Here is a 21,626-nt window from a genome sequence, read left to right as displayed (position 1 = left end):
CCGGGCCCACCTTCGAAGGGACGACGTTGGCCCTGCAGGCGGTGAGGTTACCACCGTGAAACGTCGCTGGTGCGCGACGGCCACACGGTGGCGGTACGCCGTTCAGTCGCAGGGCCGGCGGCGGGGCCGGACGGAGGGCCCGACCGCGGGCCCGCCGGCGGCCGGCGGAGCGTCAGCCGCGGGAGCCGAACCGGCGACGGCGCGGCGGGGCGGGCGCGCCGCCCTCGGTGTCCTGGGTGGTCGAGGTGGTGCCGGAGCGCCCGGCGCGCGCGTCCGCGGCGGCCCCCGGCGCGGCGTCGGGATCCACCTCGTCGGTCCCGGCGTCGGTCCCCGCGTCGGTCGCCTCGGGGCGGCGCCCCTCGACGTACACGTCGTCCTCACGGGTCCGCCCGCGGGTGACGAGCAGGTACACGACGGCGGCGGTGAACAGCACGATCGAGGTCCACACGTTGAGGCGCAGCCCCAGCACGTCGTCGAGCTGCACCTCGTCGATGCGCAGCGACTCGGTGAAGGCGCGCCCGACCGTGTACGTCGCGACGTAGAGCGCGACCACGCGGCCGCCGCCCAGGCGGTAGCGGCGGTCGAGCCAGACGATGAGGGCGAAGGCCGCGAGGTTCCAGAGGAACTCGTAGAGGTAGGTCGGGTGGAACGTCTCGAACTGGGTGTAGCCGGTCGGACGGTTCTCGAGGTCGATGCTCAGGCCCCACGGCAGGTCGGTGGGCCGGCCGAACAGCTCCTGGTTGAACCAGTTGCCCCACCGCCCGATCGCCTGGGCCACGAGCAGGCCGGGCGCGAGGGCGTCGACGAGCGGCAGGAACCGGATGCCCTTGCGGCGCGCGCCGATCCAGGCGCCGAGCGCGCCGAGGGCGATCGCGCCCCAGATGCCGAGGCCGCCCTCCCACAGGTACAGCGCGCGGATCGGCTCGCGGCCCTCGCCGAAGTAGAGCTCCCAGTCGGTCGCGACGTGGTAGATCCGGGCGCCGACGATGCCGAGCAGCACCGCGGGCACCGCGATGTCCTGCACGTCGCCGTACTGCCCGCCGCGGGCCACCCACCGGCGCTCCCCGATCATCACGGCGGCGACGACGCCGAGGATGATGCACAGCGCGTAGCCCCGCAGGGGCAGCGGCCCCAGGTGCCACACGCCCTGGTCCGGGCTGGGGATCGCGTGGACGAGCGCCGGGAACGCGTCGAGGGCCGTGAGCATGGGGCCCATCATCGCCCGTCAGGAGGCGGGACGCGCCAGGAGGGTCGCGACGTCGGTGGCGAGCTGGTGGGGCGAGGTGTCCCGCATCCACAGCACCGGCACCGTGTCGTCGGCGTCGACGCCGCTCACCTGGTCGTGGTGGGTGACGTCGTAGCCGCCGCTCGGCAGCCGCGCCCCCTCCTCGAAGTAGACGTGGAAGCCGTCCCCGGCCTCCTGCAGCGCGGCCATGTCGCCGGTCAGCCCGACGAACGCCGGGTCGAACCGCTCGAGGTAGGTGCGAAGGGTGGCCACGTCGTCGCGCGCCGGGTCGGTCGTGACGAACAGGACCTGCACGCGCTCCTGGTCGGCCGGCTCGAGCCGGGCCAGCGCGTTAGCGACGTTCGCCATCACCATCTGGCAGATGTCGGGGCAGTTCGAGTAGCCGAAGAAGACCAGCGTCAGGTCCGCGGTCGAGTCGGTCGTCAACGAGTACGGCGTGCCCTCCGGCGCGTCGCCCAGCGTCGAGGTCAGCGTCACGTCGGGCACCTCGTAGGGCGCCTGGTCGATGACGGAGCCGTAGAGCGCGTCGTCGCTGATCTCCGCGCCCACCATCGGGTTGAGCGGCTCGGCCGAGCCGCCGCACGCGGTGAGGCCGGCCAGCGCGAGGGCGGCGACGGCGGCAGCGCGGCGTACCCGGGCCGGGGCGGACTCACGCACCGCCGGCGCTCCCCCGGCGTACTCCCGTGGCGAGGTCCTCGGTGAGGGCGCGCAGCGCCGCGAGGCCCGCCTGGCGGTCCGTGCCGGCGTCGAGCAGGGTGCGCACGAAGGCCGAGCCGACGATGACGCCGTCCGCGTAGGCCGCCACGTCCGCCGCCTGGTCGCCGTTGCCGACGCCGAGGCCGACCCCGACGGGCAGGTCGGCACCGCGGGGCTGCAGCGCCCGGGCGCGGGTGACGAGCGGGCCGCCGAGCTCGCTCGAGGCGACGCGCGCCCCGGTGACGCCCATGACGGCGGTGGCGTAGACGAAGCCCCGGCAGGCCGCGGTCGTCATGGTGATCCGCTCGTCGGTGGAGGACGGTGCCACGAGGAAGACCTTGTCGAGGTCGCGGGCGTCGGCCGCCGCGATCCACTCCGCGCCGTAGTCGGGCGTGATGTCGGGGGTGATGAGACCCGCTCCCCCGGCCTCGGACAGGTCGCGCGCGAACCGCTCGACGCCGTACCGCTCGACGGGGTTCCAGTAGGTCATCACGAGCGTCGGGGTGCCGGTCGCCGCGACGGCCTCGACGGTGCGCAGGACGTCGGCGACGCGGAAGCCGCCGTCGAGCGCCTGCTGCGCCGCGGCCTGGATGGTGGGGCCGTCCATGACCGGGTCGCTGTAGGGCAGGCCGACCTCGATGACGTCGCAGCCGGCGTCGACCATGGTGCGCAGCGCCTCGATGGCGCCGGGCACGTCGGGGAAGCCGGCGGGCAGGTAGCCGACGAGGGCCGCGCGGCCCTCCTCGCGGGCGCGGGCGAACGCGGGGGCGGTGCTCACGCCTCGATCTCCTTCTCCGTGCGGCCGAGCCCGAACCACTCGATCGCGGTGCCCATGTCCTTGTCGCCGCGGCCCGACAGGTTGACGAGCACGGTGGCCTCGGGGCCCTTCGTCGCCGCGAGCTCACGGGCGACGTCGAGCGCGCCGGCGACCGCGTGGGCCGACTCGATCGCGCAGATGATGCCCTCGGTGCGGGCCAGCAGGGACATCGCGTCCATGGCGGCCGCGTCGGTGACGGGGACGTAGGTGGCGCGCCCGACGTCCGCCAGGTGGGAGTGCTGCGGGCCCACCCCGGGGTAGTCGAGCCCGGCCGAGATGGAGTGCGACTCCACGGTCTGGCCGTCCTCGTCCTGCAGCACGAAGGTGCGGGAGCCGTGGAGGACGCCCGACTCGCCGGCCGTGATGGTGGCCGCGTGGCGTCCGGTCGCGACGCCGTCGCCCCCGGGCTCGAAGCCCCAGATGGCCACGTCGTCGTCCTCGAGGAAGCCCGCGAACAGGCCGATGGCGTTCGAGCCGCCGCCGACGCAGGCGGCGACGGCGTCCGGCAGCCGGCCGTACCGCTCGAGCACCTGCGCCCGGGCCTCGTCGCCGATCCCGCGGCAGAACTCGCGGACCATCGACGGGAACGGGTGCGGGCCCGCCGCCGTGCCGAAGAGGTACGCCGTGTGGTCCACGCTGGCGACCCAGTCGCGGAACGCCTCGTTGATGGCGTCCTTGAGCGTGCCGCTGCCCGTGTCGACTGCGACGACCTCGGCGCCCAGCAGCTGCATCCGGGCGACGTTGAGGGCCTGGCGCCGCGTGTCGACGGCGCCCATGTAGATCGTGCAGTCGAGACCGAAGTACGCCGCGGCGGTCGCGCTGGCCACGCCGTGCTGGCCGGCCCCGGTCTCGGCGATGACGCGCTTCTTGCCCATGCGCCTGGTCAGCAGCGCCTGGCCCAGCACGTTGCGGATCTTGTGGGCGCCGGTGTGGTTGAGGTCCTCGCGCTTGAGCAGCACGCGGCAGCCGACCATCTCGGAGAGGCGGGTGGCCTCGTAGAGCGGGCTCGGGATGCCGGCGTACTCGCGCAGGATGGTCTCGAACTCGGCGGTGAAGCCGGGGTCGGCCATCGCCGTGTGCCACGCCTCGGTGAGCTCGTCGAGCGCCGCCACGAGCGCCTCGGGCATGAACCGGCCGCCCCACCGGCCGGACTCGCCGAAGAAGCCGTGGTCGTCGGCGTCGAAGCGGCTCACGGGGTGACCTCCACGGTCGGCTGGGACGGGGGCTCGGACGAGGGCTGGGACGGGGTCCCGGCCGACGGCCGGCTGCGGGTGATGCCGGACATGGCGCGCACGGCGCCCTCCGGGTCGCCGTCGCGCACGAGGGTCTCGCCCACCAGGACGGCGCGCGCACCCTGCTCGACGTACCCCTCGACGTCGGCGACGCCGCCGATGCCGGACTCGGCGACGAGCACGCGGTCCGCGGGCACGAGCGGGGCGAGGCGCCCGAACGCGGCCGGGTCGACGGCGAGGGTCTTGAGGTTGCGGGCGTTGACGCCCACCAGCTCGGCGCCGAGGGCGACGGCGCGCTCGGTCTCGGCCTCGTCGTGCACCTCGACCAGCACGGTGAGCCCCAGCTCGCGGGCCAGGTCGTGCAGGCGGTGCAGCGTCGGGTCGTCGAGCGCGGCGACGATGAGCAGCACGAGGTCGGCGCCCGCGGCGCGGGCCTCGACCACCTGGTACTCGGTCACCACGAAGTCCTTGCGCAGCAGCGGCACGTCGACCGCGGCGCGCACCGCGACGAGGTCGGCGAGGGAGCCGCCGAAGCGGCGCTCCTCGGTGAGCACGCTGATGGCCGCCGCACCGCCGGCCGCGTACGCCGACGCGAGCACGACGGGGTCGGGGATGTCGGCCAGGTGCCCCTTGCTGGGGCTGCGCCGCTTGACCTCGGCGATCACGCTCGACCCCGCGGCGCGCAGCGCCGGCATGGGGTCGCGGGGCGGGTCGACGTCGGCGAGCCGCGCCCGCAGCCCGGCCAGGTCGACCTGGGCCTCGCGGCGCGCCAGGTCCTCACGGACCCCGGCGACGATCTCGTCGAGGACCGTCACCCCGGTCAGTGCTTCTCCTCGTGCAGGCCCATCTTGGCCATCACCAGGAAGAGGAAGAAGGACCCGACGGCCAGCCCGAGGCCGACGTAGAACACGGGGAGGTTGATGGGGTCGAGCATGAGGCCCACGGACCCGACGAGGAACCCGATCATCGCGACGAAGACGCTGGTCCAGGCCGCGGGGGTGTTGCCGTGGTTGTTCGACATGAGGGCTCCTCGGTTGCGGGGGGTGCGTCGGCGCCGGGCTCGCCCGGGCCACGGTCGATTCTAGGCGGGCCGCGGTCGGATCACCGCGTCGGGTCCTCGCCCTCGTCGATGGCCTTCCAGAGGTCGAGGGAGGTCTCGGGGGCCCGGGTGGCGGTGGTCGCGGCGTCGGCGGGCGCGTCGTACCGCGACCCCATCTCGGGCCACGACGGTGCGAGCCGCACCGCGGCGACGCAGGCGGCCAGGGCGACGAGGGCGGCCAGAGCCGTCACCGGCAGCCACGCGGTGACGCCCGGGTCGGCGTCGGTCGTGCCGCCCCGCGCGAGCTGCTCGGCCACGTCGTCGGGCAGGGTGCGGACCGAGGTGACCGCCACGGCCACCACGCCCAGGGCCGCGAGCGCACCGAGGGCGGCCGCGGCGCGGCGGAACCAGCCCCGGGTCACCAGCAGGACGCCCCAGCACGCGAGGAGCACGAGCCCGAGGGCGGCGGCCAGCGGCGCCTCACCGATGTCGCTGGTCCGCGCCAGGCCGCCCGGGCCGATGCCCGCGACGCGACCGGTCTCGCCGTCGGTGCCCACCCACGCCCGCGTGCCGCCCAGGGCGGTCAGGCCGCTGGCGACCAGTCCGACGAGGACGACGGGCCCGAAGGTGCGGCGCCGGCCGTCGGGCCGCGGGGTGGCGGGAGCGCTCACGCGGGGCCCAGCCGGACGGCGTCGAAGCAGGTGCGGTCCCCGGTGTGGCAGGCCGCGCCCTCCTGGTCGACCTTCACCAGCAGGGTGTCGCCGTCGCAGTCGAGGCGCACGTCCTTCACCCACTGGCGGTGGCCGGAGGTCTCGCCCTTCACCCAGTACTCCCGCCGGGAGCGGGACCAGTACGTCGCGCGCCCGGTCGCCAGCGTGCGGGCGAGGGCCTCGTCGTCCATCCAGCCCAGCATCAGGACCTCGCCCGTGTCGTGCTGCTGGACGACGGCGGGGACCAGACCGTCCTCCGTGCGCTTGAGGCGGGCGGCGATCTCGGGGGCCAGGGTGCTCACCGCTCCAGTATCCGGGCCGGTCGGCACCGGCCCGTCGGGGGTGGTCACCGCTCGCCCGCCACGGCCTGCTGGGCGACCCACGAGCGGTGGAGCCGCGCGTACACGCCGTCGGGCTGCGCGACGAGCGCCGCGTGCGGGCCGTGCTGCACCACGCGGCCGGCGTCGACCACGACGACCTCGTCCGCGTTCTCCGCCGTCGTGAGGCGGTGGGCGATGGTGATCGAGGTGCGGCCGTCCATGAGCGCCTCGAGCGCGCGGCTGATGCGCATCTCCAAGGCCGGGTCGACGGCACTCGTCGCCTCGTCCAGGACGAGCAGGTCGGGGTCGGCGAGGTGCGCGCGCAGGAGCGCGACCAGCTGCCGCTCCCCCGCCGACAGGGACTCGCCGCGCTGGCCCACACGGGTGTGGACGCCGTCGGGCAGCCCGAGGAGCCAGTCGTCGACGCCGATCTCCGCGGCGGCGGCCAGCACGCGCTGCTCGTCGGCGTCGAGGTCGCCGTACCGGAGATTCGCCAGCACGGTGTCGTCGAAGAGGAAGCCCTCCTGGGGCACCAGCACGACGCGGCGGCGCAGCGAGCTGCTGCGCACCTCGCGCAGGTCGACCCCGTCGAGGAGCACCGCGCCGTCCGTCGGGTCGGCCAACCGCGTCAGCAGCTTCGCGATCGTCGACTTGCCCGAGCCGGTCTCGCCGACGACGGCGACGCGACGCCCCGCCTCGATGCGCAGCGAGATGCCGCGCAGCACGGGCTCCCCGCCGCCGTACGCGAACCAGACGTCGTCGAGCTCCACGTCGACCGCGCGGTCGGGCAGCTCGGCACCGTCCTCGCCGGGGTCGACGAGCTCGGCGGGGGTGTCGAGCAGGGCGACGACCCGGCGCCAGCCCGCGATGGCGTTCTGGGCGTCGGTGAGGATCTGCGTGCCCATCTGCACCGGACCGACGAAGAGGGTGACGAGGAAGGCGAACGCGAGGATCTCGCCGGCGCTCACGTCGCCCGCGAGCCCGAGCCAGACGCCGACCACGATGACGCCGGCGTTGGCCAGGCCGGCCGAGATCCCGCCGAGGGAGAACGAGACAGCCGTGAAGCCCTGCGCCTTCGTGGCGGCGGAGCGGTAGCGGTCGATCGAGGTGTCGATGCGGGCCTGGGTGCGCGCCTCCACGGCGTACGAGCGCACGACCGCGGCGCCGACGACGGGCTCGGCGATGGCCGACAGCATCACGCCGACCTGGTTGCGCACGATGCCGTAGGCCTGCGACAGCTTGCGCTGGAAGTAGCGCAGCGACGCGAAGAGCGGCGCGAAGCAGACCCAGACCACGAGGGTGAGGCGCCAGTCGTAGACGGCCATGACGACGGTCGCGACCAGGATCTGGCCGATGCTGACGATGAACAGCACGCCGCCGAACACGATGAACTGGCTGACCTGGTCGATGTCGCTGGTGACGCGCGAGACCAGGGCCCCGCGGCGCTCCGTGTCCTGCGTGCCCAGCGGCAGGTCGTGGACGTGGCGGAAGGCCTTGACCCGCAGCGTGGCCAGGCCGGTCTCGGCGGCGACGAAGAGGCGGGCGGTCATGAAGTACGACGCCACGCCCGTCACCAGCACGGCGACGCCGGCGGCGACGGCCATGAGGACGGTGAAGCCCACGTCGGGGCCGCCGGGCGCTCCGATGCCGCGGTCGAGCGTCTGCTGCACCGCGACGGGCACGACGACCTGGCCGACGGTGGAGAGCACCGCCAGCAGGAGGGTCCCGACGAGCCCGTCGATGAGCTCCGGGGAGTGGCGCACCCCGCGGCGGATGGTGTCGACGGCGCCGATGTCGTCGCCGGTGCCGACGCTCGTGGTCTCGCGACGGGTCGGGCTGGTCACGGCGCTCACGCCTGGACCTCCTCGGGAAGGGCCTCGTAGGCGTTGACGAGCCGGGCGTAGGCCGGGCTGCGCTCGAGCAGGGCGGCGTGGGGACCGCGGTCGACGATGCGGCCCTGGTCGAGGTGGACCACCTCGTCGGCGAGGCTGATGGTGGCCTTGCGGTAGGCGACCACGACCACGGTGGCGCCGTCGGCGCCCTCCCGCAGCGCCGCCAGGATGCGGGCCTCGACCTCGGGGTCGACCGCCGAGGTCGCGTCGTCGAGCACGAGCAGGCGGGGGCGGCGCACGAGGGCCCGGGCGAGCGAGAGGCGCTGGCGCTGGCCGCCGGACAGGGTGGTGCCGCGCTCGCCCAGCGGGGTGTCGAGCCCCTGCGGCAGGCGGGCGACGAAGCCGTCGGCCTGCGCGACCCGCAGGGCGGCCCACACCTCGTCGTCGGTGACGTCGACCCCGAGCGCGACGTTGCCGCGCACGGTGTCGTCGAAGAGGAAGGCGGTCTGCGGCACGACCGCGAGCACCTCGGCCAGGGCGCCCGGCGCCAGGTCGCGCAGGTCGGTGCCGTCGATGCGCACGTGGCCGGCCGCGGGGTCGACCAGCCGGCTCAGCAGGGCGGTGAGGGTGCTCTTGCCCGACGCCGTCGGGCCCACGAGGGCCACCGTGCGGCCCGGCTCGACCCGGAAGGACACGTCCTGCAGGACGGGGACGGCCGCGTCGTACCCGTAGCGCACGTTCTCGACCTCGAGGAGCGCGCCGCCCGCCGCGGTGCGCGGGGCCGGGCTCACGCCGTACTCCATCCCGGCCTGCTCCTCGAGCACCGCGTGCACGCGGTCGAAGCCGACGACGCTGCGGGGCAGCTCGCCGAGCAGCCAGCCGATCGAGCGGATGGGGAAGGCGACGACGGTGAGCAGGTAGGCCACCGTGACGACGGCTCCGGCGTCGGTGTCGCCGTCGAGCACCCGAACGACGCCGACGACCAGCACGAGGAGCACCCCGATGCTGGGCAGCGCGTTGAGCAGCGGGTCGAAGAGGGCCCGGCGCCGGCCGGCCTCGATGGCGACGTCGCGCAGGTCGGCGGTGCGCCGGGCGAAGCGCTCGGTCTCCTCGGCCTCGCGGCCCAGGGTCTTGACCACGAGCGCGCCCTCGAACGACTCGTGGGCGATCTCGCTGACCTCGCCGCGCAGCTCCTGCACCCGGGTCATCAGCGGGGAGGTGACGCGCTGGAACCACAGGTTGACCGCGATCACGGCCGGGAACACCATCAGGCCGACGACCGCGAGCACGACGTCGGTGAGGAGCATCTGCGCGACGGCGACGACCATCATGGCGATCGTGCCGACGGCCATCGGCAGCGGGGCCACGGGGCCCCACGCCGCCTGGACGTCGGAGTTCGCGTTGGACAGCAGCACGCCGGTGGGGTGGCGGTGGTGCCACGACATGGGCAGCGACAGGTACTGCCGCGTCACGGCCCGGCGGTAGTGGGCCTCCATCCGGTACTGCATGATCCCCGCGCCGAGGCGCCGCGCCACGATGCCGACCGCGCGCAGGATGGCGACGCCGACGAAGAGGCCGAAGACCGCCCACAGTGCTCCCGCACCCACCTCGCCGGTCTCGAAGGCGGGGAGGACGACGTGGTCGGTGGACCAGCCGAGCACCCAGGCGTCGGCCACGGTGAGGGCGCCGAAGAGGACGCTGCCCACCGCCGAGACGGTGAACACCCAGGGCTCCCGCCGGATCGCGACGCCGAGCACCTTCAGGCCGGCCGCGGTGGTGGAACGGTCGCGGGAGGAGGCAGGCACGGTGGTCCAACCTAGGAGACGGGGCCGACATTCCGCACGTCGCCGGCCCTAGGCTCGACCGGGTGACGACGCTCGTGCTCGCCTCCGCCTCCCCCGCCCGTCTGGCCACCCTCCGCACGGCGGGCGTCGAGCCCCTCGTCGTGGTCTCCGGCGCCGACGAGTCGGGCCTCGAGCACCTCGCCCCGGCGCAGATGGCCGGCCAGCTGGCCGTCCGCAAGGCCGACGCGGTCGTGCGCCGCGGCGGTCTCCCCGACGACGCCCTCGTCCTCGGGTGCGACTCCGTGCTGGAGGTCGACGGGACCGCCCACGGCAAGCCGGGCACGGCGGAGGTCGCGACGCGGCGCTGGCAGGAGGTGCGCGGTCGCTCGGGCGTGCTCCACACCGGGCACGCGCTCCTCGACCTGGCCGGTGACCGCAGCACGACGGCGGTGGCCTCGACCGTCGTGCACTTCGCGGACGTCGACGACGAGGAGATCGCCGCCTACGTGGCGACCGGTGAGCCGCTCGACGTCGCCGGCGGGTTCACGCTGGAGGGGCGGGGCGCCGCGTTCGTCACGGGCGTCGAGGGCGACCCCCACAACGTGGTCGGCGTCAGCGTGCCTCTCCTGAGGACCCTGTGCGCCGAGCTGGGGCTGCGGTGGACGGACCTGTGGGCTCCGCGATGATCGCCGCGGGCACCGTCGACGCCCGCTGCACCGGGCTGTTGAAGACGTAGGTGCGGAAGAGGTAGAAGCGGGCGACGAAGCCGGCCGACAGCCCGATCACGTTCGCCGAGATGTTGTCGGCGACCGGGTCGCTCAGCCCGAGCACCGAGCGGCTGAACCACAGGCACGCCATCGGCAGCACCATCGTCACGACGTTGATCCCGGCGTAGGCCAGGAAGCCGCCGTCGGCCCCCGGGGCCTGGCGGTGCCGGAAGACCCACCGCTTGGTGCCGCTGTAGCTGACGAGCATGCCGATCGTGTTGGCGAGCACGTACGACGAGTACGGCCGGTCGCCCAGCACGGGGTCCACCACCCAGGCACCGTGCAGCAGGGCGTTGAAGAGCACGAAGGACACGAGGGTCGCGAGACCGCCGACGAGGCTGAACTTGCTGACCTCGGCGGCCAGCCGTCGCCAACGCCGTCCCATGCATCGCAGGCTATCCCCAGCGCGCCCCCGGCGTCGCACGCCGCCCCCGCGGGTGTGGCCGTGGCCGGGAGGGGGTAGCACCGCGGCCGTGAACCCCACCGGCCCCACCGGCCCCACCTCGCCCGCGCCCGCCGGGTCCCCCTCGGGTTCCCCCGACGCGTGGCGGGTCCGCTTCGACGACCGCACCGGCGCCCTCCACCTGCTGGACCCCGCGGGCCGGCCCGCGGGGCGGGTCGAGCTCGCCGAGGGCCTGCCGCCGGGCTGGACCGAGGCGCCCCCGCTGCAGCGGGTGTGGCGCTCGGTGAACGACCCGCTGGGCAGCCTCGCGCGCCGCACGTGGGTCCGCGGGCGCGGCCGGCTGCTCGACGGCGCACGCGGCACGCTGCTGCTGCCCGGGGGCGCTGTCGGCACCGTCGACAACGGGCGCGGCGAGGGCTGGCGCCGCCGCCACCGGGACGGGTACGTCGAGGTGCACGGGGTCCGGTGGGAGGTGCAGCACCGCTCGCGCCGCCGTACCTGGGTGCTGCGGGACGGCGTGCGGGTGGCGCGGATGCGGCGGCGCGGGCTGCGGCCCCGCACCTGGGGCACCGCCGAGGAGGGGGCCGCGCCCCGGAGCCGGACCCGGGTGCGGTGGGAGCCCGCGGCGACGGCGCACGACGCCCTCCCCGTCACCGTCGCCCGGACGGCCCTCGGTCCCGCCGGCCGGCCCGGCTGGTGGTCGGCGCTGCTGGACGGCATCAGCATCTGAGGGCGAGCACCGGGGCCGACGGCGCCCACCGGGTCCGTGAGCGGGCTCACGGCGCGGGCGCGGTACGCCGTACCGGCCGACAGGGACCGAATTCCGGATCCGCTCGCTCACGACGGCCCCGGTGCCCCTAGACTCCGCTGCGGTGGCGCCGCGGGGCGCGCCGTGAGTCGAGTGACCCGAGCCTTCGAGGAGTGCCCGTGCCCGAGATCAAGCCCTTGCGTCGCGTCCTCATCGCCAACCGCGGTGAGATCGCCGTGCGCGTCATCCGCGCCTGCAAGGACGCCGGCATCGGCAGCGTCGCCGTCTACGCCGAGCCCGACCGCGACGCGCTGTTCGTGCGGCTCGCCGACGAGGCGCACTCGCTCGGCGGCGCGACGCCTGCCGACTCCTACCTCGACATCGCGAAGATCATCGCGGTCGCCGAGAAGTCCGGGGCCGACTCGGTCCACCCGGGCTACGGCTTCCTCGCCGAGAACGCCGACTTCGCCCAGGCCGTCATCGACGCCGGGCTGACCTGGATCGGTCCCCCGCCGGCGGCCATCGAGGCGCTCGGCGACAAGGCGAAGGCCAAGCACATCGCCGACAAGGCGAAGGCGCCCCTGGCGCCCGGCACCAAGGACCCCGTGGCCGACGCCGACGAGGTCGTCGAGTTCGCGAAGGCCAACGGCCTGCCCGTCGCCATCAAGGCCGTCTTCGGCGGCGGCGGCCGCGGCCTCAAGGTCGCCCGCACCCTCGAGGAGATCCCCGACGCCTACGAGTCGGCGGTGCGCGAGGCGGTCACCGCCTTCGGCCGCGGCGAGTGCCTGGTGGAGAAGTTCCTCGACAAGCCGCGCCACGTCGAGACCCAGTGCCTCGCCGACCAGCACGGCAACGTCGTCGTCGTCTCGACCCGCGACTGCTCGCTGCAGCGCCGCAACCAGAAGCTCGTCGAGGAGGCGCCCGCGCCGTTCCTCAGCGACGAGCAGCTGGCCGAGCTCTACGAGTCCTCCAAGCGCATCCTGCGCGAGGCGGGCTACCACGGCGCCGGCACCTGCGAGTTCCTCGTCGCCCAGGACGGCACCATCTCGTTCCTCGAGGTCAACACCCGCCTCCAGGTCGAGCACTGCGTCTCCGAGGAGGTCACCGGCATCGACCTGGTGCGCGAGATGTTCCGCATCGCCGCCGGCGAGGAGCTGGGCTACGACGACCCCGAGATCCGCGGCCACTCGATCGAGTTCCGCATCAACGCCGAGGACGGCGGACGCAACTTCATGCCCGCGCCCGGCACGCTCACCGCGTGGAACCCGCCGCAGGGCCCCGGTGTCCGCGTCGACGGCGGCTACGAGAACGGCGAGACCGTCCCCGGCTCGTTCGACTCCCTCATCGCCAAGCTCATCGTCACCGGCCGTGACCGCACCCAGGCCCTCGAGCGCTCCCGCCGTGCCCTGGGCGAGTTCGTCGTCGACGGCATGCCGACGGTGCTCCCGTTCCACCGCGCGGTCGTCGAGGACCCGGCGTACGTCGGCGCCTCGACCCCCACTGGCCAGGGCGAGTTCACCGTCTACACGCAGTGGATCGAGACGGACTTCGACAACCAGATCGAGCCCTACGCGGGCGCCGTCGGCGAGGCCGAGGAGGAGGGCGAGCGCCAGACGGTCGTCGTCGAGGTCGGCGGCCGCCGCCTCGAGGTCGTGCTCCCGGCGGGCCTCGGCGGGGTCGCCGCGGGCGCGGGTGCGGCGGGCGCGAAGAAGCCGAAGCGCAGCGGCGCCAAGAAGGCCGGCGCGGCCGCCTCGGGCGACTCCGTCACCTCGCCCATGCAGGGCACGATCGTCAAGGTCGTCGTCTCCGAGGGCCAGGAGGTCGCCGAGGGCGACACCATCGTCGTGCTCGAGGCGATGAAGATGGAGCAGCCGCTGAAGGCCCACAAGGCGGGCACCGTCACCGGCCTGACCGCCGAGGTCGGGGCCACCGTCACCAACGGCGCGGTCGTCTGCGAGCTCAAGGACTGACCGCTCCCCCCGCACGGCAGCAGGACACCAGCACCTGACCGGCACGGGCCGGTACGACGCCGGGTCGCCCCTCGCGGGCGGCCCGGCGTCGTGCGTCGCGGACCGTCCGGGATGCGGCCCGGGTGCGTTTGGACCGCCGTGCTCGGGTGGATCCATGACGACCCGTTTCGGCTACACCCTCATGACAGAGCAGTCCGGCCCCAAGGACCTCGTGCGTCACGCCGTCGCGGCGGAGCAGGTCGGGTTCGACTTCGAGGTCTCCAGCGACCACTACTTCCCGTGGCTCTCGGCGCAGGGGCACGCGCCGTACGCCTGGAGCGTGCTCGGCGCCGTCGCGCACGCCACCGAGCGGGTGGACCTGATGACCTACGTGACCTGCCCGACGATCCGCTACCACCCCGCCGTCGTCGCCCAGAAGGCCGCGACCCTGGGGCTGCTGTCCGACAACCGCTTCACGCTCGGCCTCGGCGCCGGCGAGAACCTCAACGAGCACGTCGTCGGCCAGGGCTGGCCGAGCGTCGACGCCCGCCAGGACATGCTCGTCGAGGCCGTGGAGATCATCCGCGCGCTGCACACCGGCGAGCTGACGACGTGGGAGGGCGACTACTTCCGGGTCGACTCGGCCCGCATCTGGGACCTGCCCGACGAGCCGGTCGACATCGGCATCGCGGTCGGCGGCGAGAAGGCCGTGCACCGCTTCGGCCCGCTGGCCGACCACCTCGTGGCCACCGAGCCCGACGCCGGGCTCGTCGAGACCTGGAACGCCACCGAGGGCGCCCCGCGCATCGGCTCGCCCGGCCGCGCCGTCGGCCAGATCCCGATCGCCTGGGGCCGCGACGCCGAGGAGGCCACCCAGCGGGCCCACGAGCAGTTCCGCTGGTTCGCCGGCGGCTGGGCCGTCAACGCCGACCTGCCGACCACGGCCGGGTTCGCGGGCGCGACGCAGTACGTGCGGCCCGAGGACGTCGCCGAGACCATCCCCTGCGGGCCCGACCTGGACGCCGTCGTCGAGGCCGTCAAGCCGTTCTGGGAGGCCGGGTTCACCGACGTCGCCCTCGTGCAGGTCGGCGGGGACACGGTCGACGAGTTCCTCGCCGAGGCCGCCGGCCCCCTGCTGGAGAAGCTGCGGGCCGCCGCCCCCTGATCCCCCGCACCACCCGTCACCGCACCCACCCGCCCGGCCCGCACACCCGCGGGCCGGGCGCGTGGCGCAGAATGGGCGCGGCCGACGAGGGGCGGCCACGGCGCCCGGCGCCGGTACGACGCACGAGGGGGCGGGAGCACGTGGCCGAGGACGACCTGGACGAGATCATCGCCGCCCTCGAGACCACGGGCCTCTACGTCCACCGCTCTGCCGCGTCGAGGCTGGAGCCCCACGAGCAGGCCGTGATCGTCGACAACCTCACGGCCCTGCGCGAGGCCGGCGCACCGGTGTTCGTCGTCGTGGAGGACCTGTCCGAGTCCGGCCGGTTCGAGCGGAACATGGACAACCTCCTCGCGCTCGTCCACGACGAGGCCGACCAGGAGGGCCTCTACCTGGACGGCCTCTACCTCGGCACCAGCTACTTCTACGAGCCGGCGTACGTCGAGGAGAACGGCGGGCCCGAGTACACCCTCGCGGAGCGGGCATGGAACCCGTCGGAGCAGCTTCCCGACGCCTACGACGCCCTCGACGTCCACGTCGTCGAGCCGGAGCTCGGACCGGCGCTCGTGCGGTTGACGGAGGCGCTGGCGGCCCACGTGTCGGGCGGGCCGGCCGACATGGCGGTCTGGGACGACTTCCAGCAGGAGGTCCGCGAGACCCGCGAGGAGTCGTACGCGCGGACGAGCGGCGACGGGGGCGGCGACGGGGACGGGCTCGGCGCCGGCGCCACGACGGGCATCCTGCTGGGCGTCGTCGTGCTGGTCGTCCTGGTCGCCCGCGCCCTCCGCGGCGGACGCTCGTCGGGCTCCGGCACGTCGGCGGGCACGACCCGCAACGGCGCCTTCGTCCTGCCCCCGTCCGCCCTCGACCTGGTCCGGTCCGCCCGCGACGCCGGCGTCGTCACCCGCGGGAGGGACGCGCTGCTCGCCCTGGGTGAGGCCGTCGACGAGGCGGAGCTGACACCGAAGGGCGACGCCACGTCCTGGCAGGCCGCGCTCGACCACTACGACGCCGCCCGGCGGGTGCTGCGGCCCGAGGAGCGCGCGGATGACGTGCCCCTCCTCGACGGCGTCGGCGGCCTCGTGCTCGCCGAGCGCGGGCGTGCCGCCCTCGCCGCGGCGCTGCGCGGCCGCGCGTACCGGCCGTCGCCACCGTGCCTGCTCAACCCGCTCCACGGGCCGGGCGAGAACGTGCGCGACGTCGAGGTGGCCGGCGAGCGGCTGCACGCACCGTTGTGCAACCGGTGCCGCCGTGACCTCAAGCGCGGGGCCCGGCCCGAGATCCTCGACGTGATGGTGGACGGCCGGCCGCGCCACTACTTCGAGAGCGGCATCGAGCCCTGGGCATCGACCGGCTTCGGGGCCCTCCAACCGGACCTCGTCGGCGCGGTCCACCGGATGCGGCAGCGGTGAGCGCGGTGGCCCCCGTCCCCGAGGACGACGACCTCGGCCTCTCCCCCTCGATCGACGACGTCGCCGCGGCGCTGCGCGAGGACCCGGTCCTCGTGCACCCGCTGTACGGCAACGGCGCCCGTGACGAGGTGGACGCCGCCCTGACGGCGAAGGTGGGGACGGCGCGGGAGGAGGGGGTGCCCGTGTACGTCGCCCTCGTGCCCGGCGTCCCGGGTCTCGCCGAGGGCGATCACGGCTACGAGGCAGCCCAGGACCTCGCCCTGCGCCTGTCCCGCGAGCTCGGCGACGGCTACTACTTCACCGCCACGGACCCGTCCTCCAACGCGAGCGCCGACCTCGGCACCGGCGAGTGGAGCTCGACCAGGATCGAGTACGTGCCCGGGCAGTCCCAGGACGCGCAGAGCGCCGTCGTGGGCCAGGTCGCGTGGGGCGTGGACCAGCTCGCCGGCACCGCGGACGACCCGGGGCAGTACCTCGGTGGCATCTGGCAGCGCCCCGACTGGGACATCGGGGGCGACGGACCGTCCGACGCCTTCAGCGCCTCCTTCGCGCCCGCCGTCGCCTTCGTGGCCGTCGGGATCGGCGCGACGCTCCTGGTGCGCAACGTGACCCGCTGGCGGGAGACGGCGCCCGCCGGGACCCGGGTGCGCCGTGACGCCAAGGTGCTCGCGGACGCCTCGGCGCCGAGCCGCGGCGGGGTCGACTCCCCGGACCATCTCGCCACGCTGGAGCACACCGTGCGCCGCGAGCTCGACGTCGTCGGTCGACGCCGCTCCCGACGAGCGGGGCGACCGCTCGACGCCGCCACCCGCACCCGGGTGGACGGGTCGTACGCCACGGCGCAGGCCATCCTCGACGACCCGTCCCCCGGACGGGCCCGCCGCCTCGACCTCGTCGGCGCCCTCGTCCTGACCCGCGTGGCGGCCGAGGCGCTCGACGAGCCGAGGGGAGCGCCGTACCGCCCCTGCTTCGCGAACCCCCTGCACGGGCGGGGCGACCGCACGCGGGAGGTGGCCGACGCGGGCCTCGCGGTGCCCGTGTGCAAGGCCTGCTCGGTCGGCCCCATCACCGACCCGCTGACCGTGCGGCACGGTCTGCGTCGGCGTCCCTACTACGAGGGCGGCGACGTCTGGGCCCGCACCGGGTTCGGTGCCCTCGTCGACGACCTGTGGAGCGAGGTCGGCCGGGCCCGGGCCGGAGGGGGTCGCTCGTGAGGGCCTTCCTCCGCACCCGCACGCTCGCCGCCGTGGTCGGCCTGGCGTGCGGCACCCTCGCCGCGCTCGGCGTGCGGCAGGACATCGGGGGCCCGGACGGTCCCCGCGACGACCTGGCCCCGGGCGACGTCCTCCAGCAGGCCATGGACGCCTGGGCGGCGGGCGACCACGTCGTCGTCGCCCCCGGGAGCAGCGCGCTGCTCGACCCCGCGGCGGAGTCCGCCATCGAGGAGGTCATCGCCGAGGAGGGCGCGCCCCTCTACGTGCTGGTCGTCGCGAAGTCGTGGAACGCGGGGTACGCCCAGGCCGGCCACGCCCTCGACCAGGTCATGGCCAACGTCGAGGTCGAGGGCGTGGTCGCGATCTGGGAGGGCAACGGCGACGGCGACGTCGCCCTCACCGGCCACCGGTCCCTGCCCCCGTCGTACCGGCTCGAGGAGGCCGGCGTCGCACTGGCCCCGGAGGACGTAGCAATTTACGACGAGATCTCCTCGTACGGGATGGTCGGGCAGGCCTCGGCACGGCTCGACGAGTGGGCCCGCGCCATCCCACCCGACATCACCGACGTCGAGGACACCACCGAGCCCCGGGGGTCCACCCGCCGCGGCGACACCGTCCTCGGCGCCGTCGTCGGAACCGTGGTGGGTCTGGTCGGCGGCGGCGTGGTGTGGGGCCTCATCGGGATCGTCCGCGTCCGCTCCGGCCGGTCCTTCACCAACGTGCCCGTCGCCGCCGGGTCGTCGCCGAAGGCCCGCCCGGTCGAGATGCGCAAGCCGCGGGACACCACGCGCGGCCGGCCTCCCCGCAAGCGCCGACGCTGAGGGTCCGCCGCACCCGACCCGTCCCGCCCACCGGGCCTCGTGCACCCGCTCGGGTGAGGATGTGGATAGCCTCCCCCCATGTTCTCCAAGGTGCTGGTGGCCAACCGGGGCGAGATCGCGATCCGGGCGTTCCGCGCGGCGTACGAGCTGGATGTCAGGACCGTCGCCGTCTTCCCCTACGAGGACCGCTGGTCCGAGCACCGGCTGAAGGCCGACGAGGCCTACGAGATCGGCGAGCGCGGCCACCCGGTGCGCAACTACCTCGATCCCGAGGCGGTGGTCGCCGCGGCCGTGGCCTGCGGCGCCGACGCGGTCTACCCGGGCTACGGCTTCCTCTCGGAGAACCCCGCGCTCGCCGAGGCCTGCGCGAACGCCGGCATCACGTTCGTGGGCCCGACCTCGGAGATCCTCGAGCTGACCGGCAACAAGGCGCGCGCCATCGCGGCGGCCAAGGCGGCCGGGGTGCCGGTGCTGGCCAGCGTCGAGCCGTCCACCGACGTGGACGCGATCGTCGAGGCCGCGTCCTCGCTGCCCTACCCCCTCTTCGTCAAGGCCGTGGCCGGCGGCGGCGGGCGCGGCATGCGCCGCGTCGAGCGCCCCGAGGCCCTGCGCGAGGCGGTCGAGACCTGCATGCGCGAGGGCGAGGCCGCGTTCGGCGACCCGACCGTCTTCGTGGAGCAGGCCGTCGTCGAGCCGCGCCACATCGAGGTCCAGGTCCTGGCCGACGGCACCGGCGAGGTCATCCACCTCTTCGAGCGCGACTGCTCGGTGCAGCGCCGCCACCAGAAGGTCATCGAGATCGCGCCCGCGCCGAACCTCGACCCGGCGCTGCGCGACCGCATGTGCGCCGACGCGGTGAAGTTCGCCCGGCACATCGGCTACCGCAACGCCGGCACGGTCGAGTTCCTCCTCGACCCCGACGGCAACTACGTCTTCATCGAGATGAACCCCCGCATCCAGGTCGAGCACACGGTCACCGAGGAGGTCACCGACGTCGACCTCGTGCAGTCCCAGCTGCGCATCGCCGCCGGCGAGACCCTCGCCGACCTCGGCCTGTCCCAGGACACGGTCCGGTTGCGCGGGGCCGCCCTGCAGTGCCGCATCACCACCGAGGACCCGGCCAACGACTTCCGCCCCGACACCGGCAAGATCTCGACGTACCGCTCCCCCGGCGGCCCGGGCGTGCGCGTCGACGGTGGTACGACGTACGCCGGCGCCGAGGTCAGCCCCCACTTCGACTCGATGCTGGCGAAGCTCACGTGCCGGGGCCGCACGTTCGAGAAGGCCGTCGAGAAGGCCCGCCGAGCGGTCGCGGAGTTCCGCATCCGCGGCGTGCGCACCAACATCTCGTTCCTCTCCGGCGTGCTGGCCGACCCCGACTTCACCGCCGGGCGGGTCACGACGAGCTTCATCGAGACCCACCCCGCCCTGCTGACCGCTCGGCCGTCGGCCGACCGCGGCACGAAGCTGCTGCGCTACCTCGCCGACGTGACGGTCAACAAGCCGCACGGCGAGGCGCCCGTGACCCTCGACCCGGTCACGAAGCTGCCGGTGGTCGAGGAGTCCGTGCCCGCGCCGGACGGCTCGCGCCAGCTGCTGCTCGAGGTCGGCCCCGAGGAGTTCGCCCGGCGCCTGCGCGCCCAGACGCAGGTGGCCGTCACCGACACCACGTTCCGCGACGCCCACCAGTCGCTGCTCGCGACCCGCGTGCGCACCCGCGACCTGATGGCCGCCGCGCCCGTCGTGGCCCGCACGCTGCCGCAGCTGTGGTCGCTGGAGGCGTGGGGCGGCGCGACGTACGACGTGGCGCTGCGCTTCCTCTCCGAGGACCCGTGGGAGCGCCTGGCGCAGCTGCGTCAGGCCGTGCCGAACATCCAGCTGCAGATGCTGCTGCGCGGGCGCAACACGGTGGGCTACACGCCGTACCCGACGGAGGTGACCGACGCCTTCGTGGCGGAGGCCGCCGCGACCGGCATCGACGTCTTCCGGGTCTTCGACGCCCTCAACGACGTCTCGCAGATGCGGCCCGCGATCGACGCGGTGCGGGCCACCGGCACGACCGTGGCCGAGGTGGCGCTGTGCTACACCGGCGACCTGTCCGACCCCGGCGAGCGGCTCTACACCCTCGACTACTACCTCCGCCTGGCCGAGCAGATCGTCGAGGCCGGCGCCCACGTGCTGGCCGTCAAGGACATGGCGGGCCTGCTGCGCGCGCCCGCCGCCCGCACCCTCGTCACCGCGCTGCGCGAGCGCTTCGACCTGCCGGTGCACCTGCACACCCACGACACCGCCGGCGGGCAGCTCGCGACCCTGCTGTCGGCCATCGACGCCGGTGTCGACGCCGTCGACGCCGCGACCGCCACCATGGCCGGCACCACCAGCCAGCCCTCGCTGACCGCCCTCGTCGCGGCCACCGACCACTCCGCGCGCGAGACCGGTCTCGACCTCGGGGCCGTCGGCGCGCTGGAGCCGTACTGGGAGGCGGTACGCCGGGTCTACGCGCCCTTCGAGTCCGGCCTCTCCTCCCCCACCGGCCGCGTCTACCGCCACGAGATCCCCGGCGGCCAGCTCTCGAACCTGCGTCAGCAGGCCGTGGCGCTCGGCCTCGCGGAGAAGTTCGAGCAGATCGAGGACACCTACGCCGCCGCGAACGACATCCTCGGCAACATCCCCAAGGTGACGCCGTCGTCGAAGGTGATCGGCGACCTCGCCCTCCACCTCGTCGGCACGGGCGCCGACACCCCGGAGAAGATCGCCGACTTCGCCGAGAACCCCGGCGACTACGACCTGCCCGACTCCGTCATCGGGTTCCTCTCCGGCGAGCTCGGCGACCCGCCGGGCGGCTGGCCCGAGCCGTTCCGCACCAAGGCGCTCGAGGGCCGCACCTGGAAGCAGCCCGCGGCCGAGCTCACCGACGACCAGCGCGCCGGGCTCGCCTCCGACCCGCGCGGCACCCTCAACGAGCTGCTCTTCCCCGGCCCGACGAAGGACTTCCGGGCGGCCCGCGAGACGTACGGCGACGTCGGCCGCATCCCGACGCTCGACTACCTCTACGGCCTGCGTCGCGGCGAGGAGCACACCGTCGAGCTCGACGAGGGCAAGACCCTCATCCTCGGCCTCGAGGCGGTCAGCGAGCCCGACGAGCGCGGCTACCGCACGGTGATGTGCACCATCAACGGCCAGCTGCGGCCCCTGTCGGTGCGCGACCGCTCGATCGCCGCCGACGAGCAGAGCACCGAGAAGGCCGACCCGGGCGACCCCACCCACGTGGCCGCCCCGTTCCAGGGCGTCGTCACCGTCGTCGTCGGCGAGGGCGAGGCGGTGGAGGCCGGCGCGGTCCTCGCGACCATCGAGGCCATGAAGATGGAGGCGGCGATCACGGCGCCGCGCGCGGGCACCGTCCGGCGCCTCGCCCTGAGCGGCACCCGCCCCGTCGAGGGCGGCGACCTCGTCGCCGTCGTGGAGTAGCAG

General features: G+C 74.6%; 19 protein-coding genes. 8 read left to right on the top strand and 11 right to left on the bottom strand.

Annotation, left to right across the window (positions count from 1 at the left end; all coding sequences use genetic code 11):
* Nucleotides 1–172 precede the first annotated feature (172 nt).
* The 10 genes from lgt to ACOACO_RS10210 form a co-directional block, all read right to left on the bottom strand.
* Nucleotides 173–1,207: a prolipoprotein diacylglyceryl transferase gene (gene lgt / locus ACOACO_RS10255; protein WP_420296121.1), complete on the bottom strand. Its 1,035-nt coding sequence runs from the start codon at nucleotides 1,205–1,207 to the stop codon at nucleotides 173–175.
* 18 nt (nucleotides 1,208–1,225) lie between these two features.
* On the bottom strand, nucleotides 1,226–1,903 hold the full coding sequence (locus ACOACO_RS10250; RefSeq protein WP_420296120.1) for an SCO family protein: 678 nt from the start codon (nucleotides 1,901–1,903) through the stop codon (nucleotides 1,226–1,228).
* Nucleotides 1,896–2,720, bottom strand: coding sequence for a tryptophan synthase subunit alpha (trpA, locus tag ACOACO_RS10245; protein WP_420296119.1), 825 nt, complete (start codon nucleotides 2,718–2,720; stop codon nucleotides 1,896–1,898). The genes ACOACO_RS10250 and trpA overlap by 8 nt, the downstream gene beginning before the upstream one ends.
* Complete coding sequence (gene trpB / locus ACOACO_RS10240; RefSeq protein ID WP_420296326.1) at nucleotides 2,717–3,886, bottom strand: tryptophan synthase subunit beta; 1,170 nt, start codon at nucleotides 3,884–3,886, stop codon at nucleotides 2,717–2,719. Before trpB ends, trpA begins: the two co-directional genes overlap by 4 nt.
* A 62-nt stretch (nucleotides 3,887–3,948) precedes the next feature.
* A complete protein-coding gene (gene trpC, locus ACOACO_RS10235; protein ID WP_420296118.1) occupies nucleotides 3,949–4,806 on the bottom strand; it encodes an indole-3-glycerol phosphate synthase TrpC in 858 nt (285 codons plus the stop codon).
* A 5-nt stretch (nucleotides 4,807–4,811) separates the two neighbouring features.
* On the bottom strand, nucleotides 4,812–5,012 hold the full coding sequence (locus ACOACO_RS10230; protein ID WP_420296117.1) for an HGxxPAAW family protein: 201 nt from the start codon (nucleotides 5,010–5,012) through the stop codon (nucleotides 4,812–4,814).
* A gap of 80 nt (nucleotides 5,013–5,092) precedes the next feature.
* Nucleotides 5,093–5,701 (bottom strand): Trp biosynthesis-associated membrane protein, encoded by a 609-nt coding sequence (locus tag ACOACO_RS10225; RefSeq protein WP_420296116.1) that lies wholly within the window; start codon nucleotides 5,699–5,701, stop codon nucleotides 5,093–5,095.
* Nucleotides 5,698–6,042 carry a phosphoribosyl-AMP cyclohydrolase gene (gene hisI / locus ACOACO_RS10220; RefSeq protein ID WP_277498637.1) on the bottom strand — a complete coding sequence of 115 codons (345 nt, stop codon included), beginning with the start codon at nucleotides 6,040–6,042 and terminating at the stop codon, nucleotides 5,698–5,700. The genes ACOACO_RS10225 and hisI overlap by 4 nt, the downstream gene beginning before the upstream one ends.
* 44 nt (nucleotides 6,043–6,086) lie before the next feature.
* Nucleotides 6,087–7,913, bottom strand: a complete 1,827-nt coding sequence (locus ACOACO_RS10215) for an ABC transporter ATP-binding protein (RefSeq protein WP_420296115.1) — start codon at nucleotides 7,911–7,913, stop codon at nucleotides 6,087–6,089.
* Nucleotides 7,910–9,697 (bottom strand): ABC transporter ATP-binding protein, encoded by a 1,788-nt coding sequence (locus tag ACOACO_RS10210; RefSeq protein ID WP_420296114.1) that lies wholly within the window; start codon nucleotides 9,695–9,697, stop codon nucleotides 7,910–7,912. Before ACOACO_RS10210 ends, ACOACO_RS10215 begins: the two co-directional genes overlap by 4 nt.
* Before the next feature lie 62 nt (nucleotides 9,698–9,759).
* On the opposite strand from ACOACO_RS10210, the gene ACOACO_RS10205 reads away from it, so the two are divergent.
* Entirely contained in the window at nucleotides 9,760–10,362 is a 603-nt protein-coding gene (locus ACOACO_RS10205) for a Maf family protein (protein ID WP_420296113.1), read from the top strand.
* On the opposite strand, the gene ACOACO_RS10200 is transcribed toward ACOACO_RS10205, so the two are convergent.
* Nucleotides 10,289–10,828: a GtrA family protein gene (locus ACOACO_RS10200; protein ID WP_420296112.1), complete on the bottom strand. Its 540-nt coding sequence runs from the start codon at nucleotides 10,826–10,828 to the stop codon at nucleotides 10,289–10,291. The two genes, ACOACO_RS10205 and ACOACO_RS10200, sit on opposite strands and share 74 nt — an antisense overlap.
* 88 nt (nucleotides 10,829–10,916) lie before the next feature.
* Here ACOACO_RS10200 and ACOACO_RS10195 point away from each other — a divergent pair, with 88 nt between their 5' ends.
* From ACOACO_RS10195 to ACOACO_RS10165, 7 genes are all read left to right on the top strand, one after another.
* Nucleotides 10,917–11,576: a hypothetical protein gene (locus ACOACO_RS10195; protein ID WP_420296111.1), complete on the top strand. Its 660-nt coding sequence runs from the start codon at nucleotides 10,917–10,919 to the stop codon at nucleotides 11,574–11,576.
* A 215-nt stretch (nucleotides 11,577–11,791) separates the two neighbouring features.
* The gene (locus tag ACOACO_RS10190) at nucleotides 11,792–13,564 is read left to right on the top strand and encodes an acetyl/propionyl/methylcrotonyl-CoA carboxylase subunit alpha (RefSeq protein ID WP_420296325.1); all 1,773 of its coding nucleotides are present in this window, start codon (nucleotides 11,792–11,794) and stop codon (nucleotides 13,562–13,564) included.
* Nucleotides 13,565–13,718: 154 nt separating this feature from the next.
* Entirely contained in the window at nucleotides 13,719–14,708 is a 990-nt protein-coding gene (locus ACOACO_RS10185; RefSeq protein ID WP_420296110.1) for a TIGR03557 family F420-dependent LLM class oxidoreductase, read from the top strand.
* Between the two features lie 140 nt (nucleotides 14,709–14,848).
* The gene (locus tag ACOACO_RS10180) at nucleotides 14,849–16,120 is read left to right on the top strand and encodes a hypothetical protein (protein WP_420296109.1); all 1,272 of its coding nucleotides are present in this window, start codon (nucleotides 14,849–14,851) and stop codon (nucleotides 16,118–16,120) included.
* Nucleotides 16,117–17,334 (top strand): hypothetical protein, encoded by a 1,218-nt coding sequence (locus ACOACO_RS10175; RefSeq protein ID WP_420296108.1) that lies wholly within the window; start codon nucleotides 16,117–16,119, stop codon nucleotides 17,332–17,334. The genes ACOACO_RS10180 and ACOACO_RS10175 overlap by 4 nt, the downstream gene beginning before the upstream one ends.
* Nucleotides 17,331–18,155 carry a hypothetical protein gene (locus ACOACO_RS10170; protein ID WP_420296107.1) on the top strand — a complete coding sequence of 275 codons (825 nt, stop codon included), beginning with the start codon at nucleotides 17,331–17,333 and terminating at the stop codon, nucleotides 18,153–18,155. The genes ACOACO_RS10175 and ACOACO_RS10170 overlap by 4 nt, the downstream gene beginning before the upstream one ends.
* Nucleotides 18,156–18,233: 78 nt before the next feature.
* Entirely contained in the window at nucleotides 18,234–21,623 is a 3,390-nt protein-coding gene (locus ACOACO_RS10165) for a pyruvate carboxylase (protein WP_420296106.1), read from the top strand.
* Nucleotides 21,624–21,626 lie beyond the last annotated feature (3 nt).

This window comes from Nocardioides sp. CPCC 205120, assembly GCF_048654585.1.
Lineage (GTDB): Bacteria > Actinomycetota > Actinomycetes > Propionibacteriales > Nocardioidaceae > Nocardioides.
This window is presented reverse-complemented; position numbering and strand designations above follow the sequence as displayed.